The organism is Rhizobium mongolense USDA 1844 (genome assembly GCF_000419765.1).
Classification (GTDB): domain Bacteria; phylum Pseudomonadota; class Alphaproteobacteria; order Rhizobiales; family Rhizobiaceae; genus Rhizobium; species Rhizobium mongolense.
On record NZ_ATTQ01000006.1, the window covers coordinates 88,185 to 105,962 of the forward strand.

Below are 17,778 nucleotides of genomic sequence, written 5' to 3' on the forward strand. Positions count from 1 at the left end.
ATCGAGTTTCAGGCGGAATGCCCTCAGTGAACTGCATGCGGATCGACAATCGGCAAAATGTCAAAAAAAAGTCGAAATTCACCGTTGCTGAGTTCCGTAATAACACTCCGGTAAGAATGTCACGCTATCAGTTGAACCACGGCGGGGACAACCGCCGCTTTCTCCGGATCAGGTAGTGCGTTCCCGGAGAATACGAGTTTCGCCGTGTATTGGCGAATACGCCAGAGTATTCGGCAAACCGCGCGCGCCCGCCAGCCCGCGCGGTTTTCGCATTTCGGTCAGACATTGACCTCGGATCGTGCCGCGTTGTAGGCCTCATCGCATGACCAAGGCGATCATGTTGCAGGGAACCGGCTCGGATGTCGGCAAGACGGTACTCGCTGCCGGGCTTTGCCGGCTTGCGGCCAATCGCGGCCTCAAGGTGAAGCCTTTCAAGCCTCAAAATATGTCGAACAACGCGGCTGTCGCCGATGACGGCGGGGAGATCGGCCGGGCGCAGTGGCTGCAGTCGCTTGCGGCGCGCACGTCCTCGTCGATACATATGAATCCGGTTCTCCTCAAGCCGCAATCCGAAAACGGCAGCCAGATCATCGTACAGGGTAAGGTCTTCGGGCAGGCGAAGGCCCGCGACTACCAAAGGTTAAAGCCGCTGCTTCTTGAGCATGTGCTGCAGAGCTTTGCGATCGTCTCGGAAGGCGCCGATCTCGTCATTGTTGAAGGTGCGGGCTCGCCGGCCGAAATCAACCTGCGTTCCGGCGATATCGCCAATATGGGCTTTGCCACCCGCGCCAAGGTGCCTGTCGTGCTCGTCGGCGATATCGATCGTGGCGGCGTGATCGCCTCTCTTGCCGGCACGCACGCGATCCTTTCGGATGACGACCGCGCGATGATTTCCGGCTATATCATCAACAAGTTCCGCGGCGATATTTCGCTCTTCGATGACGGTAATGCAGCGATCAATCGCTTCACCGGATGGCCGTGTTTCGGCGTGGTGCCCTGGCTGAAGGCGGCCGCCCGCTTGCCGGCGGAGGATTCCGTCGTGCTGGAGCGCCTCGCCAGGGGCGCCTCCGGTGCGTTGAAGATCGCCGTACCGGTTCTGCCGCGCATTGCCAATTTCGACGATCTCGATCCTCTGCGCGCCGAGCCGGATGTCGAGCTCGTCTTCGTGAAGCCGGGGGACCGGCTGCCGGGCGATGCAGCGCTGTTGATCCTGCCCGGATCGAAATCGACGATTTCCGACCTCCGTGATCTGCGCGATGCCGGCTGGGATCGCGATCTGGAGGCGCACGTCCGGCGTGGCGGGCGCGTCATAGGCATCTGCGGCGGGTATCAGATGCTCGGGCGCACGGTTCGTGATCCGCTCGGCATCGAGGGGGCGGGCACTGCGACACCGGGTCTCGGATTGCTTGATGTCGAGACCGAAATGGCGCCGGAAAAGACCGTGCGGAACAGCCTGGCGGTCTCGGCCGAATACGGTGTTCCGCTTGCCGGCTATCAGATCCATCTGGGTGTCACGACCGGGCCCGACTGCGCCAGGCCATCAGCGGTGATCGATGGTGTGGCCGATGGCGCGGTATCTACTGGGGGCCGGATCATGGGCACCTATCTGCATGGTCTTTTCGGCAGCGATGCCTATCGCGGCAAGCTCCTTGAGAGCTTCGGCCTATCCGGCGAACGGCGGAGCTACCGTCAAAGCGTCGACCAGGCGCTCGACGAGGTCGCGGACGAACTCGAAACCCATCTCGACAAAGGCTGGCTGGCCGGGTTTCTTGGCTAGATTTCGCCGGAGACCTCGCGGCGCCTGCGGTCGAGCTCTTCGCTGTAGCGGCGAAGCGTATAGCTTTCGCTGAGCTGGCCGACGACCCGGCGCTCGATCAGATTGTTGAGTACTGCGAGTGCTTCGCTCTCCGTCTTGTCGAAGATCGCCGCCGCCTGCTTTGCGTTCATCTGCGGCTGCAGGAAGTCGTTCCGGTAGCGGATGAAATCCTTCAGATCCTTGCCCTCGTCGTCGGTGTCGACCGGGCTCGCGTAGATTTCCGGAACGAGCACGATGCCGGCATATTTGTCGGAGTCGTCGACGAGGATGACGCGCTGCCTCGATCCGATCGGGAAGGCCTTCTTGAACTCATCAATCGTGATGCTGGCCTTCGCCGTTTTCACGTCCGAGCGCATCAGCTTGTCGACCGTCAGATTGCGGATCCAGCCGACATCATGGGCGCTGCGGATGCTTTCGCCACGAAGATGGAAACGCCAAGTCGCGAAGGAGTAGCCGAACGTGTTGCGCACGACGAGCGACGAGGTGATCACGGCCGCAAGGACCAACGCGGTGATCGGAAAGTCCCCGGTTATCTCCAGTGCCAGGAACGTCATCGTCAGCGGTCCTCCGATGACCGCAACGGCGAGCGAACTCATGCCGACCACGGCATAGATCACGGGCGTCAGCGTCGCATGGGCGAAATAGGGGGCAGAATAAGCGAAAAGCTTGCCGAGCAGCGCGCCCATGAAGAGTGAGGCGAAGAAGAGGCCGCCCCTGAAGCCGGAACCGATGGAGATCGCCGATGCGAAGGATTTCAGCAGGAGAAGACCGACCAGGACCGGGACGGCAACATCACGGCCAAGGTTCAGATGCAGCGCGCCATGGCCCGCCGAAAGCACCTGCGGCGTAATCATCGCCATAAGGCCGACGACGATGCCGCCGAGCGCTGGGCGAAGCGGCGTCGGAACGGAACTTTTGCGCGCCAGCTCCTCGATAAAGGCTACGCCCTGCATGATCAGGATGCCGACGCCGGCGCAGGACGCGCCAAGCAACAGGGCAGGGATATAATCTGCCGGAACCACGGTGCCGAATTCACCGACATCGATCATGAAATCGCTTCCCGCCAGCAGGCGCGCGACGAGCGTCGAGACGAGCGCGGAAACGACGACCGGCGTCAGCGCAACGATCGTGTAGGTGCCGATGATGAGCTCGAATGCATAGAAGGCGCCTGTCAGTGGTGCGTTGAAGGCTGCGGCGATCGCACCGGCTGCGCCGCAGCCGACAAGGACGCGCAGATCTGCACGGCGGAGCTGCAGCTTCAGTCCGAGCTTGGAGGCGATACCCGCCGCGAGCTGAACATAGCCGGCCTCGAGGCCGACGGAGGCGCCGAAGCCGTTCGAAACCAGATTCTGCACGGCGACGATGATGCTGTCCGTCAGCGACAGCCGTCCACCATGCAAAGCGTTCGCTTCGATGGGATCGACCATGGGCTTCTTGCGGGTTCGCGCGAGAATGAAAAACAGAAGGCCGAGCAGAATCCCGCCGCAGACCGGCGCCATCAGAAGCAGGAATTTGTCGTTTGTCTGCGATGAACTCAGCCGTTCGATGTCGCTGATGCCGAAGATCAATCGGTGCATCTCGCGCGAGAGGAGGCTCATGCCGGTGACAGCCAGGCCCGACGTCACGCCGACGGCGATCCCGGCGAAGACCATGCCCATTTCACTGCGACGGGCAAGCGCACGAAGGCGCCCGGCGTCGAGCAGGCGGTAGAGCCGGTAGAGGCGCGGGAAATTCAATTTCGTGAGCATATGCAAAGAACTAGGTGGCGGCCAACAGCGTCAAGGGCGATAGGGGCGCTTGCTCCCGAAATGTGGCGAAAGCCCGGCGCGAAAACACCGCGAATTGGAAGCTGTTCGCCGCCGGTCTCATTTGGGTTCTCGCAATTGACTTCGGATGGCGGCTTGCCTAACGATGGATATTCTTACGGATGGTTCCGGGGCGGCAGATGCCGTTGCGGATGAAAAGGGAATGTGAAGGGACGGACCCAAGCCGGGCGTCTTCATCACAGCCGACCCCGCGACTGTAGAGCGGTCAGGGTCTTCTGTCCGGCGTTCGGCCAATTCACGGCTGTTTTCGCATGTTGCGGATCAGGTGAAGTGGCTGGGGCGCCGGAAAAGCCACTGGAAATGCATTGTGATCAGCCGGGGCAGGACGCCTCTATTTCTACGAATCGTCCGCCTTTTCACGAGAATGCAGCCGGGAAGGCGAGGAAGATCCACTGGCGCGATCAGGGGCGACCTTAGATGGTCGCCCCGGTCGGCCGATACCCGCGAGCCAGGAGACCTGCCATTGCGTGCCGGGCGAAGAGCCCATTCTGGGGCTCGTTCCCCGCTGCCAGCACGGAGGTTGTAATGGCTCAAGGATGGTATTCCATGCTGCATTTTGTGGCGTCTTTGCGCGACACCGCACTTTCGACTTCCCGCATTGCTGTCCGCGGGTTTAACCCGAGGATTGCCACAAGAACCCAGCCACGGCGCGTCGGCGCCGTGAATGAGCCAGCCTTCGCGAAGGTGTCTTCGGCGCCCAGGGACTTGGGGGCACTGGATTCCCGTGACAAGCACAGAAACGAGGGTTGGCTGCGCCATACCTCGGCAGCGCCGTTTCTGACGCCGCGGGCCTCCAGATGACTCATTCCACATACGGCAGCGCCTTCGTCCTCGGCGGCGCGCGTTCCGGCAAATCCCGTTTTGCTGAGCAGTTGATTGCCGATAGCGGCCTTGAGCGCCACTACGTCGCGACGGGCCGGGCGTGGGACGAGGAGATGCGTCAGCGGATCGAGAGCCACAAATCCGATCGCGGTCCACTCTGGACGACGCATGAGGAGCCGCTGGAGCTCGTCCCCCGTCTCTCCATTATCGACCGCGAGGGCCGGGCGATCCTCGTCGATTGTCTGACGCTCTGGGTCACAAATCTGATCATGGAGGAGCGCGACATCGCAGCGGAATTCGCAGCACTTGCCGCTTGGTTGCCGAGGGCAAGAGCGCGGCTCGTCATCGTTTCCAATGAAGTCGGCCTCGGCATCGTGCCGGAAAACCGCATGGCGCGGGATTTCCGCGATCATGCCGGACGGCTGCACCAGATGATAGCGGCGGAAGCCGCGGAAGTGTATTTCATCGCGGCCGGTTTGCCGCTGAAAATGAAGGGTTGAACCTATGAGCCAGCAGAAGATCCCCGCAACCGTCATTACCGGTTTCCTCGGCGCCGGCAAGACGACGATGATCCGCAACCTGCTTTCCAACACCGGCGGCAAGAAAATCGCGCTGATCATCAACGAGTTCGGCGATCTCGGCGTCGATGGTGATGTATTGAAGGGCTGCGGCGCGGAAAACTGCACTGAGGACGATATCATCGAACTGACCAACGGCTGCATCTGCTGCACCGTTGCCGACGATTTCATTCCGACGATGACGAAGCTTCTCGAGCGCGCGCAGCGTCCGGATCATATCGTCATCGAAACCTCCGGCCTTGCCCTGCCGCAGCCGCTCGTTGCCGCCTTCAACTGGCCGGATATCCGGAGCGAAGTGACTGTCGATGGCGTCATCACCGTCGTCGACAGCGCGGCCGTCGCGGCCGGCCGTTTTGCTGACGATCACGATGCGGTGGATGCGCGCCGCGCAGACGACGCCTCGCTCGATCATGAAAGCCCGATCGAAGAACTCTTCGAGGACCAACTGACCTGCGCCGACCTCATCGTGCTCAACAAGACCGATCTCCTTGACGGCGAAGGGCTCAGCCGCGTACGCCACGAAGTGGCTTCCCGCATCGCCCGCAAGCCGGCGATGATCGAGGCGAGGAACGGCGAGGTTCCGGCAAGCGTGCTGCTCGGCCTCGGCATCGGTACTGAAGAGGACATCGGCAACCGCAAGTCTCATCACGAGCTGGAGCATGAAGGCGCCACGCCGCACGATCACGACGAGTTCGACAGCTTCGTGGTCGAGCTTGGCCCGATCGACGATCCGGCAGGCTTCGCCGAGAAGCTGAAAGGCGTGATTGCCGAGCACGATGTTCTGCGCCTGAAGGGCTTTGCCGATATCGCGGGCAAGCAGATGCGGTTGCAGGTCCAGGCCGTCGGCGGCCGTATCGACCAGTATTTCGACCGCGCCTGGGCGCCGGGCGAAGCGCGCGGCACACGGCTTGTGGTGATCGGCCTGCACGAGATGGATCAAAACACCGTCCGCAAGGCCATCCAGGCACTCGTCTAAGGCTCGGCCATGCATCTGCTTCTTGCCCAGAGAGGAACGATCAGCGACGGCGACGAGGCGATCGACCTCGGCCAATCGCCCGCCGATATCCTGTTCCTGTCTGCGGCGGATACGGAGCTTGCGGCAATCGCCGCGGCTCACGCGCAAGGCGGAAGGCCTTTCACGCTCCGCCTCGCCAGCCTGATGAGCCTCAAGCATCCAATGTCCGTCGACGCCTATATCGAACGCACGGCGAGGCGCGCAAAGCTGATCATCGTCCGGGCGCTTGGGGGCGCGAGCTACTTCCACTACGCGCTGGAGGCGTTGCATGCGTGCGCGGTGCGGCACGGTGCGATGATTGCGGTGCTGCCTGGGGATTCGAAGCCGGATGCGGGATTGACGCCATTTTCGAACGTGCCGCTCGACGATCTCAACGCACTCTGGGCTTATCTGATCGAAGGCGGCGACGGGAATTCGCGAAGCTTTCTCGATTACGCGACGGCGATGCTCTCCGGCGATGAGAAGCCGGGCGCGGCTGCGCCGCTGATGAAGGCGGGTATCTGGTGGCCGGGTCGAGGTGTGATTGGGATTGAGGAGTGGAAAGCTGTTTCCGCGTCCGGTATTCCAAACTCGACGGAAGAGGCCGGATTGAAGCCCACCGTCGCCATCAGCTTCTACCGCGCGCTCGTGCAAAGCGGCGAAACGGCCCCCGTTGAAGCGCTCATCGAAGCGCTGGCGGCGGAAGGTCTGCGCCCTCTGCCGATCTTCGCTTATAGTCTCAAGGATCCGCTATCCACCGGCATTCTCGAGCGTATCTTTGCAGAGGCGCCGCCCGATGTGGTGATCAACACCACCGGCTTTGCCGTATCTGCGCCCGGCGCCGATCGCGCGCCGAGCGTGCTTGAATCAAACGGCGCCGTCGTTCTCCAGGCGATTTTCTCCGCCACATCCAAGGAGGCGTGGGCCTCGTCATCGCAAGGCCTTTCGGCCCGCGATCTCGGCATGAACGTCGCGCTGCCGGAGGTCGATGGCCGCGTGCTGGCGCGGGCGGTTTCGTTCAAGTCTGCTGCCCGTTACGACGCGGCTGTCGAAGCCAATATCGTCGCCAGCGAGCCGGATACCGATCGCATGCGTTATACGGCGAAACTCGCCGCCAACTGGGCGCGCCTGCGAAACAGGCAGCTTGCGGGCCGGCGGATCGCGCTGGTGCTTGCAAACTACCCAAACCGTGACGGACGCCTCGGCAACGGCGTCGGCCTCGATACGCCAGCCGGCACGATCGAGGTGCTGAAGGCGATGCGGGATGCGGGTTACGCTGTTTCCGGTTTCCCGGCCGATGGCGATGCGCTGATGCGGCACCTCGCCGAGGGGCCGACCAATTCCGGACACGATGGCAAGGTGATCCGCGAGACGCTTTCCTTGAGTGGGTACAAAGCGTTCTTCGCATCTCTTCCGAAAAAGATTCAAGACGAGATTGCTGCCCGCTGGGGGGATCCGGCGTCCGATCCCTATTTCACGGACGGCAGTTTCGCGCTGCCTTTCACCCGCTTCGGAAATCTTCTCGTCGGCATCCAGCCTGCACGCGGCTACAACATCGATCCGAAGGAAAGCTACCATTCACCGGACCTCGTGCCGCCGCATGGCTATCTCGCCTTCTATGCCTTCCTCCGCGAAAAATTCGGCGCCGATGCCGTGATCCATATGGGCAAGCACGGCAATCTGGAATGGCTGCCGGGCAAGGCGCTGGCGCTGTCTTCGGAATGTTATCCGGAAGCCATCCTCGGCCCGCTGCCACATCTCTATCCCTTCATCATCAACGACCCGGGCGAAGGCACGCAGGCCAAGCGGCGCTCCAGCGCCGTCATCATCGATCACCTCACGCCGCCGCTGACGCGGGCCGAGAGCTATGGCCCGTTGAAGGACCTGGAAGCGCTGGTCGACGAATATTACGAGGCCTCCGGCGGCGACCCGCGGCGCATTCGGCTGCTCGGCAAGCAGATTCTTGATCTCGTCGCCGATATTGGTCTCGACCAGGATGCGGGGATCGCCAAAGGCGAGAGCGGGGACGAGGCGCTGAAGAAGCTCGACGCCTATCTTTGCGATCTGAAGGAAATGCAGATTCGCGATGGCCTGCATGTCTTCGGTGTTGCGCCGCAGGGCCGGTTGCTGACTGATCTCACGGTGGCAATGGCCCGCGTTCCGCGCAGTTTGGGCGAGCGGGGCGATGCCAGCTTGCACCGGGCGATTGCGGCAGATGCGTTCCTTGGGTTCCCTCTTCTCCTGAGCGGGGAGAAGATGTCCGCTAGGACAGATGAGGGGGGGAGCGACAAAGGGAGCGAACGAGCCGGCGCCAGCGAGACCGAACATTCCGTCTCCTCCGTCTCATCCGACCCTTCGGGCCACGTTCTCACTGTTGGGGAGAAGGGACAGTCGCCAGCCTTCGACCCCCTCGATTGCGATATGTCGACGCCCTGGCTCGGCCCGCGGCCATCGCTGTTGATAGAGACCTCCAATACCCCCTGGCGCACCAACGGCGACACCGTCGAGCGCATCGAATTGCTTGCCGCAGAACTGGTCGCCGGTGAAATTCCGTGCCCGCCGGACTGGCCTGCAACCCAATCGGTTCTCACCGAGATCGAAACCCGCCTGAAGCCTTCCATCCTCGCCTGCGGCAAGGCTGAAATCGCGGGCCTTCTTAGCGGTCTCGACGGCCGCTTCGTCGCTCCAGGTCCGTCCGGCGCGCCGACGCGCGGGCGGCCGGACGTGCTGCCGACAGGGCGGAATTTCTACTCAGTCGATAGCCGCGCCGTTCCGACGCCTGCAGCCTTCGAACTCGGCAAAAAATCCGCCGAATTGCTCGTCCGGCGCTACGTGCAAGACCATGGCGACTGGCCGGTCTCGTTCGGGCTGACGGCCTGGGGCACATCGAACATGCGCACCGGCGGCGACGATATCGCGCAAGCGCTGGCGCTGATCGGCGTCAAGCCGGTCTGGGACATGACCTCGCGGCGCGTCACCGGCTACGAGATCATTCCGCCCGCGCTGCTGGGGCGCCCGCGCGTCGACGTGACACTGCGTATCTCCGGCTTCTTCCGGGATGCCTTTCCCGAGCAGATCGCGCTATTTGACAGGGCAATCCGCTCTGTCGGCGCTCTGGATGAAGATGCCGCCGACAACCCGATCGCCGCCCGCATGCGCGCCGAAGCGGCGCGCCTTGCCGCAGCCGGCCTCGATGAGGCATCCGCACAAAAGCGCGCCGGCTACCGCATCTTCGGCTCCAAACCTGGTGCCTATGGTGCGGGCCTGCAGGCTTTGATCGACGAAAAGGGCTGGGAGCGGCGTGCCGATCTGGCGGAATCCTATCTTGTCTGGGGCAGCTATGCTTACGGCGCGGCGGAGGAAGGCAGGTCCGAACGCGGCGTCTTCGAGGAACGCCTGCGCTCCATCCAGGCCGTGGTGCAGAACCAGGACAACCGCGAGCATGACCTGCTCGACAGCGACGATTACTACCAGTTCGAAGGCGGCATGGCGGCGGCGGCCGAACAACTGGGTGGAGTACGTCCCGCGATCTATCACAACGATCACTCGCGGCCGGAAAAGCCGGTGATCCGCTCGCTGGAGGAGGAGATCGGTCGCGTCGTGCGCGGGCGTGCGGTCAATCCGAAATGGATCGATGGCGTCATGCGCCATGGCTACAAGGGCGCCTTCGAGATCGCCGCGACTGTCGATTACCTCTTCGCTTTTGCAGCGACGACGGGTGCCGTCGGCAACCACCATTTCGAGGCCGTCTACCAGGCCTTCGTCGCCGATCCGAGAGTTCGCGATTTCATGGCAGAGAAGAACCCGGCGGCGCTTGCGGACATGAAGGAGCGGCTGCTCGAAGCGATCGAGCGCAGGCTCTGGACGCCGCGCAGCAATTCGGCGCGCTTCGATCTCGCGCCGCCACGTCACACAGAAACGGCATAGGCCTTATAGGGAAGAACAATGAGCGAAGAACCAGTGGAAAGCGGCGAGAAGGACGATACACGTCACGCCGAAAAGATGGCCAAGAAGAAGGCCGCGCGTGACAAGATCATGGCCACGAAGACCGACGAGAAGGGCCTGATCATCGTTTACACCGGAAAAGGCAAGGGCAAGTCGTCTGCCGCCTTCGGGATGATCTTCCGACATATCGCCCACCGCAAACCGTCAGCCGTCGTGCAGTTCATCAAGGGCGCGATGTGGACCGGCGAGCGCGACCTGATCGAGAAGCATTTCTCCGACGTTTGCCAGTTTCATACGATGGGCGAGGGCTTCACCTGGGAAACGCAGGACCGCGCGCGCGATGTTGCAGCGGCGAGGGCTGCCTGGGAGAAGGCGAAGGAATTGATCCGCGACGAGCGCAATTCCATGGTGTTGCTCGACGAAATCAACATCGCGCTCCGCTATGACTATCTCGACGTCAACGAGGTGGTCGCATTTCTCAAGGCCGATAAACCCTATATGACTCACGTCGTGCTGACCGGCCGGAACGCCAAGGACGAACTGATCGAGATCGCCGATCTGGTCACGGAAATGGAGCTGATCAAGCATCCATTCCGCTCCGGTATCAAGGGACAGCCCGGCGTGGAGTTCTGATGACGGATCAATTTCCCGGCAGGTAATCGAAGGCCATTGCCAGGCTCCAGAGGCGGAGAGGGTTCGTCGGGTCGGACAGAAGCTTGATCGTGAACGCGATGCAAACCGTCACGAGCAGCGGCTTGATGAGCTTGGCGCCGGTGCGCATCGCAAGCCGTGAGCCGACCTGGGCGCCGAGGAACTGGCAGAGACCCATCATCAGCCCGACCATCCAGAGCGTTGCTCCGAAGGAGGCGAAGACGACGAGCGCGCCGATGTTCGAGCCGAGGTTCAGAAGCTTGGTATGCGCCGTTGCCTTCAGCATGCCGAAACCTGCAAGCGTCACGAAGGACAGCATGAAGAAGGAACCCGTGCCCGGACCGAAAACTCCGTCGTAAAGGCCAATCAGCGGCACGAAGGTCATGCCGAAGACGAAAGGCGTGATGCGGCGGTGGGTATCGAGGTCGTTAAGGTTCGGCTTGAAGGCGAAATAGAGCGCGATCGCGATTAGCAGCACCGGCATGATGGCGCGCAGGACATCGCCGGGCACGATCGTCGCAAGGGCCGCACCGAGCGCTCCGCCCATAGCCGCCATCACGGCCATCGGCAGTTGTTCTCGAAGGTTCACATGGCCCTTGCGCGCATAGGCGATCGTCGCGGACGCTGCTCCGAAAACGGATTGCACCTTGTTCGTGCCGAGCGTCTGGAGCGGCGGAATCCCTGCGATCAGCATCGCCGGGACGGTGATGAGGCCGCCGCCGCCGGCGATGGCATCGACAAAGCCGGCAAAAAAGCCGGCAAGGCAGAGGAGCAGAAGGAGGTGGGGAGCGATATCGGACAAGGCGGAACTCGAAGGCAGGACTGAAGTCCGCGCCATGTTGCATTTCCGGCTTCCGGCTGCAATGGCTGGAAGGACACGCATGCATTTCAAAATAGGGCCGATGACCGGAATCACCTTCGATATTTCACGCCGCCATGTCCTCGGCCTCGGTTGCGAGCGCGGCACGCCGCCCGACGAAGTCGTGGCGCTTGCGGCCGAGGCTTTGTGGCTCGGCGGTCTGGTGCCCGGTGAACTCGCAGCGATCGCATCGATCGACGGCCGGGCCGGGGAGCCTGCTATTATCGAGGCCGCCAGGCATTTCGGCGTGCCGATGCTGTTTTTCAGTGCCGCGCGCCTTGAGGAAGAGACGCCGCGCCTTAAGAATCCATCCGACATCGTCTTTGCCCGGGTCGGCTGCCACGGCGTTGCCGAGTCCGCGGCGCTTGCCGCTTGCGGCCGCAACGCAGAGCTTGCTGTGCCCAAGATCAAATCTGCGCACGCAACCGCGGCAATCGCCCGCATGCGGTTGCAGAAAGAATAACGGGCCCTATGGTGTCGCCACTTCACGAGGCGTTTTCCGGCACGCGGCGAACAGTATAAAAGGAAATCTCATGCACAAGGTCATTTATGACACGGACCCGGGCGTCGATGACGCCATGGCGCTCCTCTTCCTGCATCGTCACCCCGACGTCGACCTGATCGGCATCACGACCGTTTTCGGCAATGCCTCGATCGAAGCGACGACGCGCAACGCGCTGTTTTTGAAGCGCGAATGGAATATTCCGGCCCCCGTCGCCAAGGGTACGGGTACGACGATCGATCCGTCGCGCAAGGAGATCGACTGGCCGACCTTCGTGCATGGCGACAATGGCCTCGGCAATATCGACGTGCCGGAAACGGTCGATGTGCCGCTCGATCCGCGCCCGGCCTACCGGTTCATCGTCGACACCGTGCGCGCCAATCCGGGCGAGGTGACGCTCGTTGCCGTCGGCCGCATGACGAACCTTGCGCTGGCGCTGAAGGAAGATCCGGAGATCGCCAAGCTCGTGAAGGCCGTCGTCATCATGGGCGGCAATTTCTATGTGCCGGGCAATGTCTCGCCGGTCGCCGAAGCCAATATTCACGGCGATCCGGAAGCTGCCGACATCGTCCTGACCGCTCCCTGGAAGGTTGTGGTCATCGGCCTTGACGTGACCGCGGTCACAACCATGAGTCGGCGCTATCTCGCCGCTGCCGCCGCAGAGGGCGACAGAGCCGTCAAACTGCTGAACGATCTCTCCCAGTTCTACATCGATTTCTACGCGCACGCGGTCGATGACGGAATGATGGTGCATGACAGCTGCGCCTGCGTCTATGTCGTGGCGCCGGAACTCTTTTCGACCATCACAGGTTCTGTTCGCGTCGTTTGTGGCGGTATTGCCGACGGCCAGACGATCGTGAAGCCGGATGGCCGCCGCTTCCCGCCCGGCGATTGGGACGGCCTGCCGAGCCAGATCGTCTGCACCGGCATCGAGTCGGAAAAGGTGATCGGCCTCGTTCGCGAGACGCTGCTGCGGGCCTGATGAATTGCCGACCGGCCGGCGTTTCCTCCGGGCGGTTCTTGCTGAATCCGATCAACGGGATGGCTTGCTTTCCTTAAGTTCGGATTCAACCCTTTCCAAAATTGTCTCAGTTTCCGCCCGGCAGCCTGTCGTCGGCTTTCACCGTTGCCGTTGACCTTGCCTGCTGCCGGGCATAGATCACCTGAATGATCGAAAGCGCGTTCACCCATCTGCCGGCGCTCGAGCCGGGCAGCGTCTGGCTCGTCGGCGCCGGGCCGGGCGATCCTGGCCTGCTGACGCTGCTTGCCGCTAAGGCGATGGCGGAAGCCGATTTGATCATTCACGACGCGCTGGTGAACGAGGAATGCTTGAGGCTCGCGCGGCCCGATGCCGTTCTCGAATATGCCGGCAAGCGAGGCGGCAAGCCTTCCGCGAATCAGCGGGATATCTCGCTTCGCCTGGTCGAACTTGCGCGCTCCGGCAAACGCGTGCTGCGGCTGAAGGGCGGCGATCCCTTCGTCTTCGGCCGTGGCGGCGAAGAGGCGCTGACGCTCGTCGAGCACAACATTCCGTTCCGCATCGTGCCGGGCATTACGGCCGGTATCGGCGGGCTCGCCTATGCCGGCATTCCGGTCACCCATCGCGACATCAACCATGCGGTCACGTTTCTCACCGGCCATGATTCTTCCGGCATCGTGCCGGATGCGATCAATTGGGAGGCGATCGGCCGCGGTTCGCCGGTGATCGTCATCTATATGGCGATGAAGCATATCGCCCAGATCAGCGCCAACCTCATCGCGGCGGGCCGCAATCCGTCGGAGCCGGTCGCCTTCGTCTGCAATGCGGCAACCAGCGGGCAGCAGGTTCTGGAAACGACGCTTGGCGAAGCACCGGCCGCCGTCGCGGCCTCCGGCTTGGAGCCGCCCGCAATTGTCGTCGTCGGCGAGGTCGTGAGATTGCGCCCGTCGCTCGATTGGCTGGGTGCTTTGGCGGGGCGCAGGCTACAGCCCGATCCGTTTCGCCGCACCGGCGGGAAGGTGACGGCATGAGCGGGTTGCTGATCGCTGCGCCGTCCTCCGGCTCCGGCAAGACTACAATCACGCTCGGGCTGCTTCGGGCGCTTCGCAACCGCGGTGTTGCGGTCGCTCCCGGCAAGGCCGGCCCGGACTATATCGATCCTGCCTTTCACTCGGCCGCCAGCGGTACGCCCTGCCTGAATTTCGACGCCTGGGCCATGCGGCCCGAGTTGATTTCCGCCAATGCCGCACTGCACCGATCCGGCGATCGCATGCTGGTCATTGAGGCGATGATGGGGCTCTTCGACGGCGCGGCCGACGGCAAGGGGACCGCGGCCGATCTCGCCGCCATGCTTCGCCTATCCGTCGTGCTCGTTGTCGACGCCTCGCGCATGTCGCATTCGGTCGCGCCGCTCGTCAGCGGCTTTGCTAGCTTCCGCGCCGATGTCCGCATCGCCGGCGTCATTCTCAACAAGGTCGGCAGCGAGCGGCACGAGACGATGCTGCGCCAGGCGCTCGATGCGATCCGCATGCCAGTCATCGCGGTCATCCGCAGCGACAAGACACTGGCGCTTCCGGAGCGGCATCTGGGCCTCGTCCAGGCGGGCGAGCATCAGGGGCTGGAGGACTTCATCGAGCATGCTGCCGAGGCCGTTTCCGACGAGTGCAATTTCGAGTTTCTTCTGCGTACCGCGCGCCAGGGTCTCAACGTTCCCTCGGCGGCGAATATCCACCGGCTGACGCCAATCGGAAGCCGTATTGCCGTTGCCCGCGACATCGCCTTTGCCTTTTCCTACGAACATATGCTGATGGGCTGGCGCCGCCGCGGGGCAACGATCTCTTTCTTCTCGCCGCTGGCCGACGAAGCACCCGCCGCCGATGCCGATGCGATCTATCTGCCGGGCGGCTATCCGGAACTGCATGCCGGAGAGATCGCGAGTGCGCAGAAGTTCCGTCGGGCAATGATCGAGGCTGCAGGAGGCGGCACGCGCATTTATGGCGAGTGCGGCGGCTACATGGTCCTTGGCGAGGGGCTGATCGATTCCGGCGGCACGCGGCACGAGATGCTCGGCCTGCTGCCGCTTGTCACCAGCTATGAAGAGCGCAGCCGGCATCTCGGCTATCGCCGTGTTCAGCCGGTCGACGGGGCATTCTTCGACCATGCCATGACGGCCCATGAATATCATTACTCCACTGTCGTTCGCGAAGGCGAGGCCGACAGGCTCTTCAGGGTAAGCGATGCTCTCGGCATCGGTCTCGGTGAAGCCGGCCTTCGCCGCGGCCAGATCGCTGGGTCTTATATGCATCTGATCGACCTTGCTGGAACCGCCGCATGAGTGTCCCGATCGTGCATGGCGGCGGGATCACGGCCGCCGCCGCTGCCTTTGGCGGAAGGCCGGAGGATTGGCTTGATCTATCGACCGGCATCAATCCGTGCCCGGCGGCGCTGCCGGACATTCCTGCTGAATCCTGGCATCGCCTGCCGGACAAGTATCTGGTGCAATCCGCCGTTGCGGCTGCCCGCGACTATTACCGCAGCGGCGATCTCCTGCCGTTGCCTGTTCCGGGCACGCAATCCGTGATCCAGCTTTTGCCCAGACTGATTGAGCCCGGCAGGCGAATCGCGATCGTCTCGCCAACCTATGGCGAATACGGGAAGGTGTTCCGGTCAGCCGGCTTTATCGTGGATGCGGTCGACGGGATCGGGGCTGTCGACGACCGGCACGCGCTTGCCGTCGTCGTCAATCCGAACAATCCCGATGGCCAAAACTATAAGCCGGACGAGCTGGCCTCGCTGCATGACCGGCTGAAAGGGCAGGGCGGCTGTCTCGTCGTCGATGAAGCCTTCGGCGATGCTGAGCCGAATTTGAGTCTCGTGCCTCTGGCATCGCGGCTTTCAAATCTCGTCATCTTCCGTTCGTTCGGAAAGTTCTTCGGACTAGCAGGTCTGCGGCTCGGCTTCGTCGTGACTGCAAGCGATATCCGCGAGCGTTTCGAGGATTGGCTCGGCCCTTGGGCGGTGTCCGGCCCGGCGCTGTCGATTGCCGCGTCCTTGCTGCGGTCGGATACGGCTCCGATTATCCGTAGGATCGCCGAGCGCCAGGATGCCTTGGAGGGCGTGTTGAAAGGCGCCGGTTTGGCAATGATCGGCGGTACGCGGCTCTTTTTGCTCGTCGAAGACAGCCGCGCTGGCCGCATTCACACGCATCTCTGCCGCCACCATATTCTCGTCCGCAAGTTCGACTATGCGCCGGAATGGCTGCGTTTCGGTCTCGCGCCCGATTTCGCTGCCGACAACAGGCTTGTGGTTGCTTTGGAAAGTTTTGACGGATGACGATCGACGAAAATCTCCTCGTGCTGTTGCTGGCGCTCCTTCTCGACCGGATCGTTGGCGATCCGGATTGGCTGTGGTCGCGACTGCCGCATCCCGTCGTCCTCTTCGGCAAGGCGATTTCCAATTTCGATCGGCAATTCAATAGCGAGACGCTGACGAAGGCCGAGCGGCGGCTGAACGGCACCGTCTCGATCACGGTGCTGTTGGCGTTCAGCGCCGTCGCCGGGCTCGTGCTGCACTGGTTCTTCGGGCTGTTCGGCTTTGTGGGAATTCTGCTCGAAGTTGCCTGCGTCGCGATCTTTTTGGCGCAGAAAAGCCTTGCGGATCACGTTTCTGCGGTGGCGGGAGCCTTGCGCGGCGAGGGGATCGTCGGCGGCCGCAAGGCCGTCTCCCGCATTGTCGGCCGTGATCCACAAACACTGGACGAGCCGGGTATTTGCCGTGCGGCGATCGAAAGCCTCGCCGAAAACTTCTCCGACGGCGTCGTTGCACCGGCGCTCTGGTATGTCGTCCTCGGCCTGCCCGGCCTCTTCATCTACAAGATGCTGAATACCGCCGACTCGATGATCGGACACAAGTCGGACAAGTACATCGATTTCGGCTGGGCCTCGGCTCGCCTCGACGATCTGGCGAATTGGCCGGCAGCCCGTCTTGCCATCCTGCTGATCGCTGCTGGCGCCTGGCTTCGGCGCGGCGCACGCGCCAGCCGCGAGGCCTTCCAGGTTGCGATCCGCGACGGCGGTCTGCATCGCTCACCGAATTCCGGCCGGCCGGAAGCGGCCATGGCCGGTGCACTTGATGTTCAATTGGCAGGTCCGCGCGTCTATTCCGGCATTGTCGTCAGCGAACCGATGATCAACGGCGCAGGCCGCGGCACCGCCACCGTCAAGGACGTCGAGGACGGGATCGCGGTATTTAATGCAAGTTGCATGATATTGGCGATCGCCGTGTTTCTGGCATTCATCGCTCTGCTTTGACTGTCCTTCGCAGGAGAGTTTGGCCGCTATCCGGATAAGAATGCTGGCCTGGTGCTCCGAGCCTTTATGCGAATTGCTGTTTCGGCAACAGTTGCGCGTCAAATTTGAAAGCAGATCATGCGAAAGCATTGGCTTTTGAAATGGATTTGCCTATGAGGGGGATAAATTCGTCATTGAAAGAGGTACAGCGCGTGACCGCTACATTCGATAAAGTTGCCGACATCATTGCAGAAACCAGCGAGATCGATCGCGAGACGATCACGCCGGAGAGCCATACGATCGACGACCTCGGTATCGATAGCCTCGACTTCCTCGATATCGTTTTCGCCATCGACAAGGAATTCGGCATCAAGATCCCGCTCGAAAAGTGGACGCAGGAAGTCAACGAGGGGAAGGTTTCCACCGAGGAATATTTCGTGCTGAAGAACCTCTGTGCCAAGATCGATGAGCTTCGCGCCGCCAAGGCCTGAGCGACATAGCTATCTTTTTTCTCCGC

At 62.3% G+C, this 17,778-nt stretch carries 14 protein-coding genes and 1 riboswitch; of the genes, 12 read left to right on the top strand and 2 right to left on the bottom strand.

What is annotated here, in order from left to right; translation table 11 throughout:
* Positions 1–322: 322 nt before the first annotated feature.
* Positions 323–1,777, top strand: a complete 1,455-nt coding sequence (locus A3C3_RS0112830; RefSeq protein WP_022715012.1) for a cobyric acid synthase — start codon at positions 323–325, stop codon at positions 1,775–1,777.
* Here A3C3_RS0112830 and A3C3_RS0112835 read toward each other — a convergent pair.
* Positions 1,774–3,564: a chloride channel protein gene (locus A3C3_RS0112835; RefSeq protein WP_022715013.1), complete on the bottom strand. Its 1,791-nt coding sequence runs from the start codon at positions 3,562–3,564 to the stop codon at positions 1,774–1,776. The two genes, A3C3_RS0112830 and A3C3_RS0112835, sit on opposite strands and share 4 nt — an antisense overlap.
* 163 nt (positions 3,565–3,727) lie before the next feature.
* Positions 3,728–4,121: riboswitch (cobalamin riboswitch) on the top strand.
* A 318-nt stretch (positions 4,122–4,439) separates the two neighbouring features.
* Here A3C3_RS0112835 and cobU point away from each other — a divergent pair.
* Genes cobU through cobO form a run of 4 tightly spaced genes read left to right on the top strand, consistent with a single transcriptional unit; the run spans position 4,440 to position 10,614 of the window.
* Positions 4,440–4,964 (top strand): bifunctional adenosylcobinamide kinase/adenosylcobinamide-phosphate guanylyltransferase, encoded by a 525-nt coding sequence (gene cobU, locus A3C3_RS0112845; RefSeq protein ID WP_028739603.1) that lies wholly within the window; start codon positions 4,440–4,442, stop codon positions 4,962–4,964.
* Between the two features lie 4 nt (positions 4,965–4,968).
* Positions 4,969–6,018, top strand: coding sequence for a cobalamin biosynthesis protein CobW (gene cobW, locus A3C3_RS0112850; protein ID WP_022715016.1), 1,050 nt, complete (start codon positions 4,969–4,971; stop codon positions 6,016–6,018).
* 9 nt (positions 6,019–6,027) lie between these two features.
* Positions 6,028–9,963: a cobaltochelatase subunit CobN gene (gene cobN / locus A3C3_RS0112855; protein ID WP_022715017.1), complete on the top strand. Its 3,936-nt coding sequence runs from the start codon at positions 6,028–6,030 to the stop codon at positions 9,961–9,963.
* Positions 9,964–9,981: 18 nt separating this feature from the next.
* Positions 9,982–10,614 (top strand): cob(I)yrinic acid a,c-diamide adenosyltransferase, encoded by a 633-nt coding sequence (gene cobO / locus A3C3_RS0112860; RefSeq protein ID WP_022715018.1) that lies wholly within the window; start codon positions 9,982–9,984, stop codon positions 10,612–10,614.
* Positions 10,615–10,621: 7 nt separating this feature from the next.
* Here the strand turns inward: cobO and A3C3_RS0112865 are convergent, their stop codons facing one another.
* A complete protein-coding gene (locus tag A3C3_RS0112865) occupies positions 10,622–11,434 on the bottom strand; it encodes a TSUP family transporter (protein ID WP_028739604.1) in 813 nt (270 codons plus the stop codon).
* Between the two features lie 100 nt (positions 11,435–11,534).
* Here A3C3_RS0112865 and A3C3_RS0112870 point away from each other — a divergent pair, with 100 nt between their 5' ends.
* The 7 genes from A3C3_RS0112870 to A3C3_RS0112905 all read left to right on the top strand — a co-directional run bounded on the left by A3C3_RS0112870 (position 11,535) and on the right by A3C3_RS0112905 (position 17,752).
* Entirely contained in the window at positions 11,535–11,954 is a 420-nt protein-coding gene (locus tag A3C3_RS0112870; protein WP_028739605.1) for a cobalamin biosynthesis protein, read from the top strand.
* 70 nt (positions 11,955–12,024) lie between these two features.
* A complete protein-coding gene (locus tag A3C3_RS0112875) occupies positions 12,025–12,975 on the top strand; it encodes a nucleoside hydrolase (RefSeq protein WP_022715021.1) in 951 nt (316 codons plus the stop codon).
* Positions 12,976–13,160: 185 nt separating this feature from the next.
* Entirely contained in the window at positions 13,161–14,003 is an 843-nt protein-coding gene (gene cobA, locus A3C3_RS0112885; RefSeq protein ID WP_022715023.1) for a uroporphyrinogen-III C-methyltransferase, read from the top strand.
* Positions 14,000–15,307, top strand: a complete 1,308-nt coding sequence (locus tag A3C3_RS0112890; protein ID WP_022715024.1) for a cobyrinic acid a,c-diamide synthase CobB — start codon at positions 14,000–14,002, stop codon at positions 15,305–15,307. Before cobA ends, A3C3_RS0112890 begins: the two co-directional genes overlap by 4 nt.
* Positions 15,304–16,305 (top strand): threonine-phosphate decarboxylase CobD, encoded by a 1,002-nt coding sequence (gene cobD / locus A3C3_RS0112895; RefSeq protein WP_022715025.1) that lies wholly within the window; start codon positions 15,304–15,306, stop codon positions 16,303–16,305. Before A3C3_RS0112890 ends, cobD begins: the two co-directional genes overlap by 4 nt.
* Positions 16,302–17,282 (top strand): adenosylcobinamide-phosphate synthase CbiB, encoded by a 981-nt coding sequence (gene cbiB, locus A3C3_RS0112900; RefSeq protein WP_022715026.1) that lies wholly within the window; start codon positions 16,302–16,304, stop codon positions 17,280–17,282. Before cobD ends, cbiB begins: the two co-directional genes overlap by 4 nt.
* A 152-nt stretch (positions 17,283–17,434) precedes the next feature.
* Complete coding sequence (locus tag A3C3_RS0112905) at positions 17,435–17,752, top strand: acyl carrier protein (RefSeq protein WP_022715027.1); 318 nt, start codon at positions 17,435–17,437, stop codon at positions 17,750–17,752.
* Positions 17,753–17,778 lie beyond the last annotated feature (26 nt).

What these genes read in the sequence shown, in the direction of transcription:
- cobN (WP_022715017.1), top strand. Translation starts at nt 6,028, where the DNA reads ATGCATCTGCTTCTTGCCCAGAGAGGAACGATCAGCGACGGCGACGAG.
- A3C3_RS0112875 (WP_022715021.1), top strand. Translation starts at nt 12,025, where the DNA reads ATGCACAAGGTCATTTATGACACGGACCCGGGCGTCGATGACGCCATG.
- cobA (WP_022715023.1), top strand. Translation starts at nt 13,161, where the DNA reads ATGATCGAAAGCGCGTTCACCCATCTGCCGGCGCTCGAGCCGGGCAGC.
- cobD (WP_022715025.1), top strand. Translation starts at nt 15,304, where the DNA reads ATGAGTGTCCCGATCGTGCATGGCGGCGGGATCACGGCCGCCGCCGCT.
- cobO (WP_022715018.1), top strand. Translation starts at nt 9,982, where the DNA reads ATGAGCGAAGAACCAGTGGAAAGCGGCGAGAAGGACGATACACGTCAC.
- cbiB (WP_022715026.1), top strand. Translation starts at nt 16,302, where the DNA reads ATGACGATCGACGAAAATCTCCTCGTGCTGTTGCTGGCGCTCCTTCTC.
- A3C3_RS0112835 (WP_022715013.1), bottom strand. Translation starts at nt 3,564, where the DNA reads ATGCTCACGAAATTGAATTTCCCGCGCCTCTACCGGCTCTACCGCCTG.
- A3C3_RS0112905 (WP_022715027.1), top strand. Translation starts at nt 17,435, where the DNA reads ATGAGGGGGATAAATTCGTCATTGAAAGAGGTACAGCGCGTGACCGCT.
- cobU (WP_028739603.1), top strand. Translation starts at nt 4,440, where the DNA reads ATGACTCATTCCACATACGGCAGCGCCTTCGTCCTCGGCGGCGCGCGT.
- cobW (WP_022715016.1), top strand. Translation starts at nt 4,969, where the DNA reads ATGAGCCAGCAGAAGATCCCCGCAACCGTCATTACCGGTTTCCTCGGC.
- A3C3_RS0112870 (WP_028739605.1), top strand. Translation starts at nt 11,535, where the DNA reads ATGACCGGAATCACCTTCGATATTTCACGCCGCCATGTCCTCGGCCTC.
- A3C3_RS0112890 (WP_022715024.1), top strand. Translation starts at nt 14,000, where the DNA reads ATGAGCGGGTTGCTGATCGCTGCGCCGTCCTCCGGCTCCGGCAAGACT.
- A3C3_RS0112830 (WP_022715012.1), top strand. Translation starts at nt 323, where the DNA reads ATGACCAAGGCGATCATGTTGCAGGGAACCGGCTCGGATGTCGGCAAG.